Origin of the sequence: Streptomyces sp. NPDC007025, assembly GCF_042869455.1 — a bacterium.
GTDB lineage: Bacteria > Actinomycetota > Actinomycetes > Streptomycetales > Streptomycetaceae > Streptomyces.
Genome location: NZ_JBIAFT010000006.1, coordinates 187,713 through 201,879 on the forward strand (window position 1 = coordinate 187,713; position 14,167 = coordinate 201,879).

Annotated in this window: 12 protein-coding genes; 10 read left to right on the forward strand and 2 right to left on the reverse strand. The window is 74.5% G+C overall.

Translation table 11 applies throughout. The features are described 5' to 3' along the window. Positions 1-29: 29 nt before the first annotated feature. The 5 genes from ACFYMO_RS13755 (at position 30) to ACFYMO_RS13775 (ending at position 5,600) form a co-directional block, all read left to right on the forward strand. Complete coding sequence (locus ACFYMO_RS13755) at positions 30-2,117, forward strand: acyltransferase domain-containing protein (RefSeq protein WP_366770307.1); 2,088 nt, start codon at positions 30-32, stop codon at positions 2,115-2,117. Between the two features lie 62 nt (positions 2,118-2,179). Then, entirely contained in the window at positions 2,180-3,016 is an 837-nt protein-coding gene (locus tag ACFYMO_RS13760; protein WP_388546582.1) for a 3-hydroxyacyl-CoA dehydrogenase family protein, read from the forward strand. Further along, positions 3,013-3,318 carry an acyl carrier protein gene (locus tag ACFYMO_RS13765; protein WP_366770306.1) on the forward strand — a complete coding sequence of 102 codons (306 nt, stop codon included), beginning with the start codon at positions 3,013-3,015 and terminating at the stop codon, positions 3,316-3,318. The genes ACFYMO_RS13760 and ACFYMO_RS13765 overlap by 4 nt, the downstream gene beginning before the upstream one ends. Continuing rightward, on the forward strand, positions 3,311-4,462 hold the full coding sequence (locus tag ACFYMO_RS13770) for an acyl-CoA dehydrogenase family protein (RefSeq protein WP_366770305.1): 1,152 nt from the start codon (positions 3,311-3,313) through the stop codon (positions 4,460-4,462). Before ACFYMO_RS13765 ends, ACFYMO_RS13770 begins: the two co-directional genes overlap by 8 nt. Positions 4,463-4,502: 40 nt before the next feature. Further along, complete coding sequence (locus tag ACFYMO_RS13775; RefSeq protein ID WP_388546334.1) at positions 4,503-5,600, forward strand: HAD-IIIC family phosphatase; 1,098 nt, start codon at positions 4,503-4,505, stop codon at positions 5,598-5,600. A 208-nt stretch (positions 5,601-5,808) separates the two neighbouring features. On the opposite strand, the gene ACFYMO_RS13780 is transcribed toward ACFYMO_RS13775, so the two are convergent. Then, the gene (locus tag ACFYMO_RS13780; RefSeq protein WP_366770303.1) at positions 5,809-6,477 is read right to left on the reverse strand and encodes a class I SAM-dependent methyltransferase; all 669 of its coding nucleotides are present in this window, start codon (positions 6,475-6,477) and stop codon (positions 5,809-5,811) included. A 265-nt stretch (positions 6,478-6,742) separates the two neighbouring features. On the opposite strand from ACFYMO_RS13780, the gene ACFYMO_RS13785 reads away from it, so the two are divergent. The 3 genes from ACFYMO_RS13785 (at position 6,743) to ACFYMO_RS13795 (ending at position 11,306) form a co-directional block, all read left to right on the forward strand. Beyond that, a complete protein-coding gene (locus ACFYMO_RS13785; RefSeq protein ID WP_366770302.1) occupies positions 6,743-7,594 on the forward strand; it encodes an ion channel in 852 nt (283 codons plus the stop codon). Between the two features lie 178 nt (positions 7,595-7,772). Next, positions 7,773-8,858 (forward strand): cation diffusion facilitator family transporter, encoded by a 1,086-nt coding sequence (locus tag ACFYMO_RS13790; RefSeq protein ID WP_388546336.1) that lies wholly within the window; start codon positions 7,773-7,775, stop codon positions 8,856-8,858. 171 nt (positions 8,859-9,029) lie between these two features. Then, positions 9,030-11,306 (forward strand): MMPL family transporter, encoded by a 2,277-nt coding sequence (locus ACFYMO_RS13795; RefSeq protein ID WP_388546339.1) that lies wholly within the window; start codon positions 9,030-9,032, stop codon positions 11,304-11,306. A gap of 52 nt (positions 11,307-11,358) precedes the next feature. Here the strand turns inward: ACFYMO_RS13795 and ACFYMO_RS13800 are convergent, their stop codons facing one another. Further along, positions 11,359-12,249 carry a LysR family transcriptional regulator gene (locus ACFYMO_RS13800; protein WP_366770325.1) on the reverse strand — a complete coding sequence of 297 codons (891 nt, stop codon included), beginning with the start codon at positions 12,247-12,249 and terminating at the stop codon, positions 11,359-11,361. A 77-nt stretch (positions 12,250-12,326) separates the two neighbouring features. Here ACFYMO_RS13800 and ACFYMO_RS13805 point away from each other — a divergent pair, with 77 nt between their 5' ends. Beyond that, positions 12,327-13,361 (forward strand): EamA family transporter, encoded by a 1,035-nt coding sequence (locus ACFYMO_RS13805; RefSeq protein WP_366770299.1) that lies wholly within the window; start codon positions 12,327-12,329, stop codon positions 13,359-13,361. Next, positions 13,358-14,029, forward strand: coding sequence for an NAD(P)H-binding protein (locus ACFYMO_RS13810; protein ID WP_366770298.1), 672 nt, complete (start codon positions 13,358-13,360; stop codon positions 14,027-14,029). Before ACFYMO_RS13805 ends, ACFYMO_RS13810 begins: the two co-directional genes overlap by 4 nt. The last annotated feature ends 138 nt before the right edge of the window (positions 14,030-14,167 follow it).

Sequence of the window (14,167 nt, forward strand, 5' to 3'; positions counted from 1 at the left end):
CGGTTCCGTTCTCCCGGAGGTTTCCCGTAGTGAGTTTCGTGCTGTCACCCGTACCCGAGGGCACCGCGGAGGGCGGCGACCCGATCGCGGTCCTCGGGGTGTCCGGTGCGCCGGACGCGTTCCGGGGCGCCGTCCCGGCCGCCGCCGGTCCCGGACCCGCGGCGCCGGGCCGACCGGATCCCGGGGCGACCGCGGTGTTCCTGGAGGGGTCGGCCGGCGGCGCCGAGGCGGACCCGGTGCCGGGCGCGCCGGTCGAACGCCTGCCGGCCGGGGATCCCCCGCTGTGCAACGCCGTCGCGGCGGCGCTCTCCTGGCTGCGCGACGGCGCCGCGCGAACCGCCGTGGCCGGTACCGCCGCGCGGCCGGGCGGCCGGCTGCTGCTCAGGCGCCTGGCCGACGCGCGGGCCGCCGGGGAGCCGGTCCTGTGCCTGCTCGAACTCGCCACCGGCAGCGACGCCGGGCCCGGGGTCACCGAACTGCTCGCCGCCGTACGGCGGTTCCAGAAGCCGACGTCGGTCGCCACCACCCGTCTCGCCCCGACCGCGGTTGCGGAGCGGCCGACCGCCGCCCCGGAGCGGACTGCCACCGCCCCGGACCGGCCCGCCCCCGAACCGGGCCAGCCCGCCCGCGTCCGGGACCGGCCCGCGCTGAGTGGTGCGGTGCCCTGGCCGGTGTCCGGCCGCTCGGAGACCGGGATGCGGACCGAGGCGCGGCTGCTCGCCGCGCATCTTCGCGAGCGCCCCGAACTGGACGGCCACGACGTCGCACACGCCCTGGCGACCGGCCGGGGCGCCGCCGGGCACCGCGGGGTCGCGGTGGGCGCGGACCGCGAGGAACTGCTGGCCGGACTCGACGCGCTGGCCGCCGGGCACGACCACCAGGGCGTGGTGTGCGGCACCGCGCGGCCGGCCGGCGGCGTGGTGATGATGTTCCCCGGAGCCGGGGGCCAGTGGCGCGGCATGGGCGGCGGGCTGTGGGACAGCTCCCCGGCGTTCCGGGAGAGTGTCCTGGCCTGCGCGGAGGCGTTCGCACCGTACGTGGACTGGTCCTTGGTCGACGTGGTGCGCGGCCGCCGCGGCGCGGCCTCGCTGAACCGGGTCGAGGTGGTGCAGCCCGCGCTGTTCACCGTCACGGTGTCGCTCGCCGCTGTCTGGCGGTCCTTCGGGGTGGTACCGGCGGCCGTACTGGGGCACTCCCAGGGCGAGATCGCCGCGGCCCATGTCGCGGGCGCGCTCCCGCTGCCGGACGCCGCCCGCGTGGTCGCCGCGCGCAGCCGGCTCATCGCCGGGGCGCTGGCGGGCAAGGGCGCCATGCTGTCCGTGCCGCTGCCCGCCGCGCAGGTCCGCGAACGGCTGGCGGAACTCGGCGGCGGGCTCGCCGTGGCGGCCGTCAACGGACCGGCCACCACCAGCGTGGCCGGCAGTCCGGACGCGATCGAGGAGCTGTTCGCGCGACTCGTGGACGAGGGCGTCCGGGTGGCCCGCATCGTCTCGGACTTCGCCTCCCACTCGGCGCAGGTCGAAGCGATCCACGGCCCCCTGCTCGACGAGGTGGGGCCCCTTCGGCACCACGCCACCGACACCCTGCTCTGCTCGACGGTGACCGGCCGCGTCCTGGACCCCGCCGCGCTCGACACCGAGTACTGGTACCAGAACCTGCGCCGGACGGTGGAGTTCGACAGCGCGGTGCGGACCCTGCTGAGCCTGGGATTCAGCACCTTCGTCGAGCCCTCCGCCCATCCGCTGCTGACCGCCCCGGTGGCGGACATCGCCGCGGACACCGGGACCGATGTCCGGGCCGTCGGCTCGCTGCGGATGGGGGAGAGCACGGCGCAGCGGATGCTCACCTCCCTGGCCGAGGCCCAGGTGGCCGGGGTGCCGGTCGACTGGGGGAGCGCCTGCGCCTCCCGCGGCCGGATCGAGCTGCCCACCGGACCGCTGCCGGCGCCATCCGGGCACCGGACCGCCGCGGACGGAGCGGACGCCGTCCCCGGGGCGGCTGGGCCGGCCGCGCCGGGCGCGGCCGGGGACGGGTTCTGGCGCGCGGTGGACCGCGGGGATCTGGCGGGCGCCCTCGGGGTCGTACTGCCCGCACTGAGCTGGTCGAACGGCTCATGACCGGACCGGATGTGACACTCCATGGAGGTGTGGTGTCGGAAGAACGGACCAACCACAGGCTGATGATCCTGGGAGCCGGGGTGATGGGCGTCGGTATCGCGGCGCTGGGCATCGGCTCCGGACTCCCGGTCACCCTCGTCGACGTCGACGAGGCCCGGCTCGAACAGGCGCGGCGGCGGATCCGCCGGGAACTGAAGCTGGCCCGGCTGATGGGGGCGCTGCCGGATGCCGCCGCACCCGGCGAACTGGCCACCACCACCGCGGCGAAGGACGGCGCGGCGGCCACCGCCGTCATCGAGGCGGTCACCGAACTGGCCGAGGTGAAGGCCGCCGCGCTGGCCGAGGTCTCCGCGCTGGTCGGCCCCGGGACCCCGGTGGTCTCCAACACCTCGTCCATCCCGATCGACGAACTCGCCGCGTCCGTGGCCCGGCCGCAGGAGTTCCTCGGCACCCACTTCATGAACCCGCCCTACCTGATCCCCACCGTCGAGGTGATCCGCGGCGGGCGGACCGGTGACCCGGCCGAAGCGGCGCTCGTCTCGCTGCTGACCGCGCTGGGCCGCACCCCGCTGGTGGTGGCCGACACCCCGGGCTTCGTGACCAGCAGGGTGCTGCACCCCATGATCAACGACGCGATCCGGACGGTACGCGAAGGCACCGCGCCCCCCGAGACGGTGGACGCGCTCTTCGAGAGCGGCCTCGGCCACCGCACCGGGCCGCTGCGCACCGCCGACCTGATCGGTCTGGACAACCTCGCCGACTCGCTGCGAGTCCTCCACGAGAGGACCGGAGACCCGGGCTGCGAGCCGGATCAGCTCCTGCTGGACAAGGTCCGGGCAGGCGACTTCGGCCGGAAGACCGGCCGCGGCTTCTACGACTACGGAGGGAACCCGTCATGACCACCACGCCCGAGCCGACCGCCGACGTCATCGCCGAGCGGATCTCCCGGTTCCTGGAGGAGCGCACCAAGACCTCCTTCGCGGTGGACACCGACGTGTTCGCCTCCGGCGGGGTCAACTCGCTCTTCGCCATGGAACTCGTGGTCTTCCTCGAAGAGGCGTTCGATGTCGAGATCGCGGGCAGCGACCTGCGGCTGGACAACATGCGCACGGTGACGGCCATGACCGCGCTCGTCCAGCGGCTGCGCGCCGAGGACGCAGCGGAGACCGGGGACGCCGGGGACGGAGCGGCGCGTGGCTGACGGAACGGCCGCCGCCGGCCCGGCGACCGGCCCCGCGGCGGAAGCGGACCGGCTCCGGGCCGTCGCCGCCGAACTGGTCGACGACACCTCCGCCGACGCCTGGGACCGGGCCGGACGCATCCCCGAGGAGGTCGTCCGCACAGCCGGCGCGCAGGGGCTGATGTCCGCGCAGATCCCCCGGCGCTACGGCGGCCCCGGGCTGAGCAGCGCCGAGAACGGCGAGCTGACCGCGTTCGTCGGCAGCCGGTGCAGCTCCCTGCGCAGTCTGATGACCTCCCAGGGGATGGCCGCCTGGACCGTCCAGCGGCTCGGCGAACGGCGGCAGCGCGGGGCGCTGCTGCCTCGCCTGGCGGGCGGTGAGCAGGCCGCCGTCGCCTTCAGCGAACCGGAGGCGGGCAGCGACCTGTCCGCCATGGCCACCCGCATCGAACCGGACGGCGACAGCGTGGTGGTGACCGGCGAGAAGGTCTGGATCACCGCTGCCTGCTACGCGGACCTGCTCGTCCTCTTCGGCCGGTACGGCGACGGCGCCGCCGCGGTCGTGGTGCCCGCGACGGCTCCCGGCGTCACGGTGGAACGGGTGCCCGAGCCCATGGGCTGCCGGGCCGCCGGGCACGCCCATCTGCGACTGGACGGGGTGCGGGTGCCCGCGGGCGACGTGCTCGGCGGTGCCGGGCAGTCCACCGAACTGCTGGTCGGCACCGCGCTCTCCTACGGCCGGATGTCCGTCGCCTGGGGCTGCGTCGGCATCCTGCGCGGCTGCCTGGCCGCGGTCGCCCGGCACGCCCGCACCCGGCACCAGTTCGGCAAGCCGCTGGCCGGACACCAACTCGTCGCCCGGCACGTGGCCGAACTGCTGGCCGCCGAGCAGACGGCGACCCGGGCGTGCGCGCACGCCGGCCACTGCTGGGACACCCGCTCCCCGGAGATGGTGTCGGCCACGGTGCTCGCAAAGTACGTGAGCTCCCGGCAGGCGGCGGCAGGCGCCGCCACCGCGGTCCAGGTCCTGGCCTCGGCGGGCGCCCGGGACGGCCATCCGGTCGCCCGGGCCTACCGGGACGCCAAGCTGATGGAGATCATCGAGGGCAGCAGCGAGATCTGCGAACTGCTGCTGGCCGAACACGCGTTGAGCGTCTACACCTGAGGAGCCCGGCTCCCGCAACCACCCGAGAGGACACCGGACGGTGAGCGAACACACGACCACGGTGAAGTGCCTGGTCTGGGATCTGGACAACACGCTGTGGCAGGGCACCCTGTCCGAGGACGCCGAGGTGCGGCTCGCCGAGGAGATCCGCGCGGTCGTCGTCGAACTCGACGCGCGCGGCATCCTGCAGGCCGTGGCCAGCAAGAACGATCACGAACCCGCCTGGGCCAGGCTGGAGGAGCTGGGGGTCGCCGAGTACTTCGTGCTCGCCTCCATCGGCTGGGGACCGAAGTCGGAGTCGGTGCACTCGATCGCCGACCAGCTCAACTTCGCCCCGCGCACCCTCGCCTTCATCGACGACCAGCCCGCCGAACGCGCCGAGGTCGAGTTCCACCTGCCCGAGGTCCGCTGCTACCCGGCCGAGCGGGCCGCCGACCTCCTCTCGCTGCCCGAGTTCACCCCGGCCACCAGGACGGTCGACTCCGGAAAGCGCCGTGCGATGTACCGGGCGAACTTCCGCCGGGACGCCGAACGCGCCGAGTTCACCGGCCCCGACGAGGAGTTCCTGCGCACCCTCGGCCTGGATCTGCAGATCTTCCGCGCGACGCCCGTCGAACTCAGCAGGGTGGAGGAGCTGACCCTGCGCACCAGCCAGATGAACGCCACCGGTGTGCACTACTCCGACGAAGCCCTGCGCGCACTCCTCGCCGACGACGACCACGAGGTGCTCGTCGCCACCCTCTCCGACCGGTTCGGCACCCACGGCGCGATCGGCGTCCTGCTGCTGGAGCGGCACTCGGCGGCCTGGCATCTGAAGCTGCTGGCCACCTCCTGCCGGGTGGTCTCCTTCGGCGTCGGCACGGCGGTGCTGAACTGGCTGGCGACCGAGGCGGCCACCGCGGGGGTCCACCTGCTGGCCGACTTCCGGCGCACCGACCGCAACCGCATGATGGAGGTCGCCTACCGGTTCGCCGGCTTCGACGACCAGGAGTGCGACTGCCGCACCCCGCTGCCCGCCGCCGGAGCCGAGGGAGTGCAGCGGCTCCATCTGGTGGCCGAGCACCGCGACCCGCCGAGCACCATGCGGCTGACCGCACCGTCGCTGGCCGCCCCCGTCCTGGAGCAGGCCGCGGACTGACCCCACGCCCGGGCCGGGAGGCCCGGCCCGGGCGCAGCGTCCACCGCCGAGGTGGAGGCGCGTCACCCGGCGCTCGGGCAGTGGTGGCCCCTCGACCGGCGCGAGCTACCCGGTCGCCGACCGATCCGGGCCGGGTGACCGGGCCTCCTGGGCGGTCGGGGCGCGCCGGCGGGCGGCGAGAGGCCGGCCCCACTCGGCAAACAGCCGCCTAGGCATCCTTCTTGCGGGCCAGGGTGATCCCGTCGGCGACGGGCAGCACGACGGGCTCCACCCGGTCGTCGGAGCGGAGGAGTTCGTTCACCTCGCGGATGGCGACCGTGTCCGGGTCGTCGGCCGCCGGGTCGACGACCCGGCCGAAGAAGAGGGTGTTGTCGAGCACCAGCAGCCCGCCCGGCCGGACCAGTTCGAGGGACGCCTCGTAGTAGGCGGGATAGCTCTTCTTGTCGGCGTCGATGAAGACGAGGTCGATGCTTCCGCCGCCGTCCTCCTGCCGCAGCCGGGCCAGTGTCTCGTGCGCGTCGCCGAGCCGGAGGTCGATCCGGTCGGCCACCCCTGCGCGTTCCCAGAACCCGGCGGCGATGTCCGTCCACTTCCTGTTGACCTCGCACGTGGTCAGCCTGCCCCCCTCGGGGAGGGCGCGCGCCATGCACAGCGTGCTGTACCCGGTGAAGGTGCCGATCTCCAGCACGGTCGACGCACCGGTCAACCGGATCAGCAGCGACAGGAACCGGGCCTCGGCGGCCGGCACCTGCATCGCGGTTCCCCCGGGCAGCTCGGCGGTCAACTCGCGCAGCGCGCCCAGCACCTCGTCCTCGGGGCGGGAGACGGACTCGATGTAGGCGAGCAGTTCCTCGGTGGCAGCTATCTGAGTGGCCATGCCCTCAACGTAGCCTCCCCCGCCCCTCAACACGCCGTACAGCACCCGACTCGCCCCCGCCTCTCCCGCTCTCCCGCCGCCGAGCCGATTCCCGCTCCCGGCCCACCGCGTCCGGCCGCGACGTCCGGCCGCGGGGGGTCGGCCCGCGGGGGCCGACGCTGCGGACGGGGGACCGGACCCCGGAGAGCGACAGGCCGGGGCCGGGCCCCGGGACGGGCGGGCACCAGCCGCCGGCCGCGCTGCGGGCCTGGGTATCGTGCGCGTGATGAACGAGCGCACGGACACCTCGGAGCCGACAGCATTCCCGGCCGACAAGGCTTCCCCGGAGCCCCCGGAGCCGCTGCCGGTGGTCGACGTGCTGCTGATGGGCGTGGTGCTGGTCTTCCTCGCGGCGTACGCGTGGCCGATCCTGCAGCCGGACCTGAGCCCTCGGTGGCGGACCGCCTGCACCTGGGCGAGCTGGATCACCTGGGGCCTCTTCGCCCTCGACTACGTGGTCCGGCTGGTGCGGGCCGTGGACCGCTGGGTCTACTTCAAGCGCAACCTCTTCGCCCTGGCGACGGTGGTCCTGCCGTTCTTCCGGCCGCTGCGGATGCTGCGGCTGCTGACCGTGATGAGCGTGCTCAACCGCCGGGCCTCCGTCTCGCTGCGCGGCCAGGTCACCACCTATGCCGCCGGAGCCACCGGGCTGCTGATGTTCTGCGGGGCGCTGGCCGTGCTGGATGCCGAGCGCGGCGTCGAAGGGGCCACCATCGACAGCTTTCCCGACGCGGTCTGGTGGGCCTTCGCCACCGTGACCACGGTCGGCTACGGGGACTACTCCCCGGTCACCACGACCGGCCGGCTGGTGGCCGTGCTGCTGATGATCGCCGGGATCGCGGTGCTCGGTGTGGTCTCCGCCTCCCTCGCCTCCTGGTTCATCGAACGCGTCTCGTCGGCCGGCACGGAGGAGCGGACCGCGACCCGCCAGGAGATCCACGAGCTGACCGAGGTGATCCGCGCCCAGCAGCGCCAGCTGGAGGAGCAGCGGGCCCTGCTCGGCTCCGTGGGACGGCAGTCCTCGGGGACGGACCCTTCCCCGGCGCAGGACGGGCCGGGAGCGCCCCGGACCGGCTGATCCGTGGCAGGTCCGGGGCGTGCCGGGCCGCCCCGGTCGGCGGAGCGGAAATACCGCGCGGCGGCGGCCGGTGCTGATACTGGTGGGTGGCGCGGAGGCTGTGCCCGGAGCCGCGGGGTCGCCCATCCCGCCCGCTTCCCCGGCTCCGTACCGCGGCGAGCGCTCTGGAGGCACGCGAGTGCAGGACCACGACCCTTCGACTTCCGGCGCGCAGGCCGGCGGCGGACGCCGGGAACCCGGACGCCAGGACCATGGACACCGGGACGACGGACACGCACACGGGGTGCGCGCGGACGCCGATCGCCGCTGGCTGGCGGGCGCGCTGACGCTGATCGTCGTCTTCATGGCCGCCGAGGTCGTCGTCGGTCTCGCGGCCGGTTCGCTGGCGCTGCTCTCCGACGCGGCGCACATGCTCACCGACGCGGCCTCCCTCGTGCTGGCGCTGGTGGCGATGCGGCTGGCCGCCCGGCCCGCACGCGGCGGCTACACCTTCGGTCTGAAACGCGCCGAGATCCTCTCCGCGCAGGCCAACGGCCTCACGCTGGTGCTGCTGGCGGTCTGGCTCGGCTACGAGGCCGTCCGCCGGCTGATCCGGCCGCCGGATGTCGAGGGCGGCTGGGTCCTGGTGACGGCGCTGGCCGGGATCGCGGTCAACGTCGCCGCCACGTGGTGCGTCTCGCGGGCCAACCGGACCTCGCTCAACGTCGAAGGGGCCTTCCAGCACCTCCTCAACGACCTCTACGCGTTCCTCGGCACAGCGGTGGCCGGACTGATCGTGCTGACCACCGGGTTCGCTCGCGCGGACGCGCTGGCCTCCCTGGCGGTGGTCGCGCTGATGCTCCGGGCGGGCGGCGGACTCATCCGCGCCTCCGGGAGGATCTTCCTCGAAGCGGCCCCCGCGGGCATCGACCCGGCCACGGTCGGCGACCGCATGGCGGCGGCCGACCAGGTCGCCGAGGTCCACGACCTGCACATCTGGCAGATCACCTCCAACCGCCCGGCCCTCTCCGCCCACGTCCTGGTCGTCCCGGACGGGGACTGCCACGGGGTGCGCCGCGCCCTCCAGCGGCAGCTGAGCGAGGACTGGGGCATCACGCACACCACGCTGCAGGTGGATCACCTCGGTGAGGGCGACAGCGGCGCACTCCTCCAGATCGACGACTCTCCCGGGGCTCCGCGCGAGGGCGGACACGGCACCGGGGGCGCACCCGGCACCGAGGACGCCCACGGGCCCACCCACCGGACCGGCGAACCCCCGCACTGACCCCGCGCGCCACCGCCCGCGCCCCTCCGCCGTCGCCCCGCCCCGCTCGTCCCGGATCCCCGGCGCGTGTCGCACTGCGGCAGGCCACCCGGTTCGTCCTATGTTCCCAGCAACCAGCAGGCTCGAACTGTCCGCGCCGCCGGGCGGCGGGCGCACCAACCGGGAGCACACATGGTCTCGCCTGGCGGCAAGGGCGGCACGGCACCGGAGGCCGCGGGCGCGGGTCGGCTGCGCAGGCTGGGCGAGTGGTGCGCGCGGCACTGCGTCCTGGTCCTGGTGCTGTGGCTGGCCGCCCTGGGCGGACTGCAAGCTCTGAAGGCCACCGTCGGCGGGACCTACTCGGACGACTTCACGGTCTCCAGCGCGCAGTCGCAGCAGGGGCTCCGGGTACTGGGCAGGGCCGACCCGGGCGCGGCCGGCGTCGCCGCGGACGTCGTGCTGCACTCCACGGGGCCCTCGCTCACCGCCAGTGCGGACGAGATCGACAGCGCGGCCGGCTCGCTCCGGAAGCTGCCGCACGTGCTGTCCGTGCAGAACCCGCTGCCCGCAACCGCGGAGTCGAAGCCCACCGGCGCGCTCTCCTCGAACGGCCGCACCGGCTATCTGACCGTCCGCTTCGACACCAACCCGACCACGCTGGACTCCTCGTACCTCGACGGCGTCGACAGCGCCGTGGCACCGCTGCGGAAGGCGGGTGTCGAGGTCCAGTACGGCGGCCCGCTCGGCGAGCTGGCCCGGCCCCAGGCCGACGACGTCCGCAGCGAGGCCATCGGCTTCGCCGTGGCGGTGGTGGTGCTCCTGGCGGGCTTCGGCAGCGTCCTCGCCGCCGGTGTCCCGCTGGTCGTCGCGCTGGTCGGCGTCCTGGTCGGGCTCGGGTGCCTGGGCCTGGTGGCGCGCGCCGCCGCCTTCGCCGACGTGGCCCCGACGCTGGCGACGATGATCGGCATCGGTGTCGGGATCGACTACGCGCTCTTCCTGCTCACCCGGCACCGGCAGACCCTGCTCGACGGGACCGACCCGGTGCGTGCCGCCGGCCGGGCCGTGGCCACCAGCGGCCACGCGGTGGTGGTCTCGGGCTGCACGGTCGTCGTCGCCCTCGCCGGGCTGTACGCCTCCCGGGTGTCGTTCATCGGGAAGCTCGGGCTGGCGGCCGGGATCACGGTCGTCAGCGCGGTCGCCGGGGCCCTCACCCTGCTGCCGGCGCTGCTCGGCCTGGTCGGCGGCCGCATCGACCGCTACCGGGTGCGCACCCCCGTCGCCGAGGGCAGCGGCGCCCCCGGGGGCGCGGACGGCGCGCGGGCGGCGGGCGGCTGGCACCGGTACGCGCAGCGGGTCGAACGGCGGCCCTGGTGGTTCCTGCTCGGCGGGATCGTGGTCGTCGCGGTGCTGGCGGTCCCGGTGTTCTCGATGCGGCTGTCGCACATCGACGACGGTGCGGACCCGCCAGGGTTCACCGACAAGAAGGCCTACGACCTCCTCTCCTCGGGCTTCGGCCCGGGGGAGAACGGCACGCTGACCGTCGTCGTCGACCAGAGCGCGGTACCCGGCGGCGACCGCGCCGCGCTCTCCGACAGCGTGCGCAAGGCCCTCGACGGCACCTCCGGCACGGCGCGGGTCACCCCGCCGGAGCCCGCCGGGAACGGCGACGCCCTGACCGCCACCGTCGTCCCCCGCGGCGGACCGCAGGACGCCTCCACCACCCGGCTGTTCGACGAGCTGAAGGACGAGGTGCTGCCCCGGGCCGTGCGGGGATATCCCGCGCACACCTACCTGAGCGGTACGACAGCCGCGCAGCTCGACTTCGTCCAGCTCGTCTCCGGCCGGCTCCCGCTCATCATCGGGGTGGTCGTCGCGCTCGCCCTGGTCATCATCCTGATCGTGTTCCGCGGCGTCCTCGTCGCCGTCAAGGCGGCCGTCCTCAACCTGCTGTCGATCGGCGCCTCCTACGGCGTCCTGGTCGCCGTCTTCCAGTGGGGCTGGGGCGGTCCGGCGCTGGGCGTCTCGGGCACGGTCCCCATCGAGAGCTACGTCCCGATGATGATGTTCGCCATCGTCTTCGGGCTGAGCATGGACTACGAGGTCTTCCTGCTCTCCCGGGTGCGGGCCGCGTGGGAGCGCACCGGGGACAGCAGGGGGAGCGTGGCCCACGGGCTGGAGCGCACCGCCCGGGTCATCACCTGCGCCGCACTGATCATGGCCAGCGTGTTCGCCGCGTTCATCCTCACGGACAACATCGTGGTCAAGATGATGGGCCTCGGACTGGCCGTCAGCGTGCTCATCGACGCCACGATCGTGCGGCTGCTGCTCGTACCCGCGGTGCTGACGCTGCTCGGGCGGCGGGCCTGGTGGCTCCCCGCCTGGCTGGACCGGCTGCTGCCGCGGATGGAGCCCGAGGGTGAGCCGGAAGCGGCGCCGGGCCCGGGCTCGCGGGGGAGTGCCGGGTGCTGAACCGCGGATCCCGCGGGTGCGCAGGCCCGTACGGGCGGCTGCCCGCGGACCGTCAGCTCCACGGCCCGGCCCCGAGGACGTCGAGCAGCGCGCGGGTGGCCGGGCTGGGGTTGAACCGGCTCCACGCCAGATACTCGACGCGGCGCGGCCCCTCGACCACGGGGACCAGCGCCAGTTGCGGGTCGTCGGCGACCAGCGGCCGCACGAACGCCGACGGCAGCAGTGCGATCCCGAGCCCGCGGGCGATGAGCTGGGTGATCAGCTCGGCCACGCCCGCCTCGTACGCGATGTCCCGGGCCAGCCCCGCGGCGGCGAACGCCTGGTCGGTCTGGGCGCGGCCGGGCGAGCCGTCCCGGAAGTCCACGAACGTCTCGTCCGCGAGTTCGGGCAGGGTGACGCGGGAGGCGCCCGCCAGCCGGTGCCCGGACGGCAGCACCAGCACGTGTTCGTCGTGGTCGAGCACGAGGGTCTCCACACCGGCCGGCTGTTCGCCCTCCGGCAGGCCGAGGAAGACGATGTCCAGCTCGCCCTTCCGCACCGCGGCCGCCAACTCGTCGCTGCTGCCCGCCTCCAGGCTCACCCGCACCTCCGGATAGCGGGCCCGGTAGCGCTGGAGGAGTTCGGGCACGTCGACGGCGGCGGTGGTCCGGATCATGCCGACCGCGAGACGGCCGCGGACCGACCCGCCCGCCGCGGCGGCGTCGGCGACCGCGCGGTCGGCCGCCGCCAGGCACTCGCGCGCGCCGACGAGGAAGGCCGCCCCGGCACCGGTCAGTTCGGTACGGCGGCTGGACCGGGCGAACAGCGTGACGCCCAGTTCCCGTTCGAGTCCGGCGATCCGGTGGCTGAGTGAGGACTGCACCACACGGCATCGCTCGGCGGCGCGGGTGAAGTTGCGGGTCTCGGCGAGAGCGACGACGTACCGGAGCTGCTGGAGGTCCATTCGGCAATCGTTATGCTTCATGGCTGTCATCGCAACCATGCTTTGGATGCATGACCAGCCGGGTCGACACTCCTCGTATGAACACTCCTGCCGAGGTGTCGCCGGGGGCGCCGCCCCCCTCCGCGCAGCGGGCGGCAACCGTCGCGCTGACCGCGCTCGCCCCCGCTTCCTGGGGCACCACCTACGTCGTGACAACGGAACTGCTGCCCCCCGGCCACCCGTTGTTCGCCGGGCTGCTGCGCGCCCTGCCCGCCGGGCTGCTCGCCCTGGCCCTCACCCGGGTGCTCCCGCGCGGGCACTGGTGGTGGAAGGCCGTCGTCCTCGGCACCCTCAACATCGGCGCCCTGCCGCTGCTGTTCGTGGCGGCCGAACGCCTCCCCGGCGGTGTGGCCGCCACGCTGGGCGCCGCCCAGCCGCTGCTCGTCGCCGCGGCGGGAATCGCCGTGCTCCGCGAACGGCCGACGCTGTGGCGGCTGGCCTGGGGCCTGCTCGGCGTGCTCGGTGTCGCCCTCGTCGTGCTCGGTCCGCAGGCCCGCCTGGACCCCGTCGGAGTGCTCTCCGGGCTCGGACACACCACCGCCATGGCCGGCGGCGTCGTCCTCACCAAACGCTGGGGGCGGCCCCCCGGCGTCGGCCCCATGGCGCTGGCCGGCTGGCAGTTGGCGGTCGGCGGCCTGCTGCTGCTCCCGCTCACCCTCGCCGTCGAGGGGGTGCCCGAGCGGATCGACGCCGGAGCCGTCGCCGGCTACCTGTGGCTCGGCAGCATGGGCGGACTGATCGCCTACGCACTGTGGTTCCGTGGCATCGCCACCCTGCCGGTCAGCGCGTCGGCGCCGCTGGTGCTGCTCTCCCCGCTGGTCGCGACCGTCATCGGCCTGGTGATGGGCGAGTCGCTGAGCCTGCCGCAGACCGGTGGCTTCGTCCTCGCCCTGATCGCTATGCTCGCGGCCCAGTTCGCGCCCGCCGACCTGTTCGGCCGCCGCCCCCGCGGCTCGCCCGCCGCGGTCCCGGTCCGGGAGGAGCGGCCCCGGGCCGCCCCGGTGCACACCGTCCCAGAAGATCCCGTGCAAGCAGTCCGGGAAGACCGGCTGCCGGAAGGACAACCCCGATGACGAAGACGATGACGATCGCCGTGCTCGGCGCCACCGGAATGGTCGGCGGCAGAGTGGCCCGGGAGGCCGCTGCCCGCGGGCACCGGGTGCTCGCCGTCTCCCGGAAGCCCGCGGGCGACGACCCGGACGTGACACCCGTCGCGGTGGACCTGAGCGATGCGCACGCCCTGGGCGAGGTGCTGACCGACCCGCCAGGACCCGGCGCACCGGACGCCGTCGTACTGACCGTACGGACCGAGCCGGCCGACCGGGAGTTCCTGGTCGGCACCACACGCACGGTGCTGGAGATCGCCGGGCGGCGCGGCATCCGCGTCCTCGTCGTCGGCGGTGCCGGGGCGCTGCGCAGCCCGGAGGACGCCGGACTGCTGGTGGCCGACAACCCCCGGTACGTGCCGGACGCGTTGCGGCCCGTCGCCACCGCCGGAGTGGCCCAGATGCGGGCGTGCCAGGAGAGCGCCCACGCCGACTGGGTCTACCTGAGCCCGCCGGGCCTGCTGGAGCCCGGCGACCGCACCGGCCGCTACCGGCGCGGCACCGACACCATGCTGGCCGCCGCCGACGGCCGGCCGTGGATCAGCGCCGAGGACCTGGCAGTGGCCGCGCTCGACGAGTTGGAGTCCCCCGGGCCCGACCGCCACTTCACGATCGTCCACCGCGAAGCGGACTGACCACCACCGGACCGGGGACGACGCTCCCCGGTCCGGTGCCGTCCGCGCGGCCGCTCCCTCCCCTTCCGCCCGTCCTCTCCGGGCCTCGGCGCAGAGATTTCTGTTATAGAAGTCCGATCCGCTCGTCTCCATAGAGGT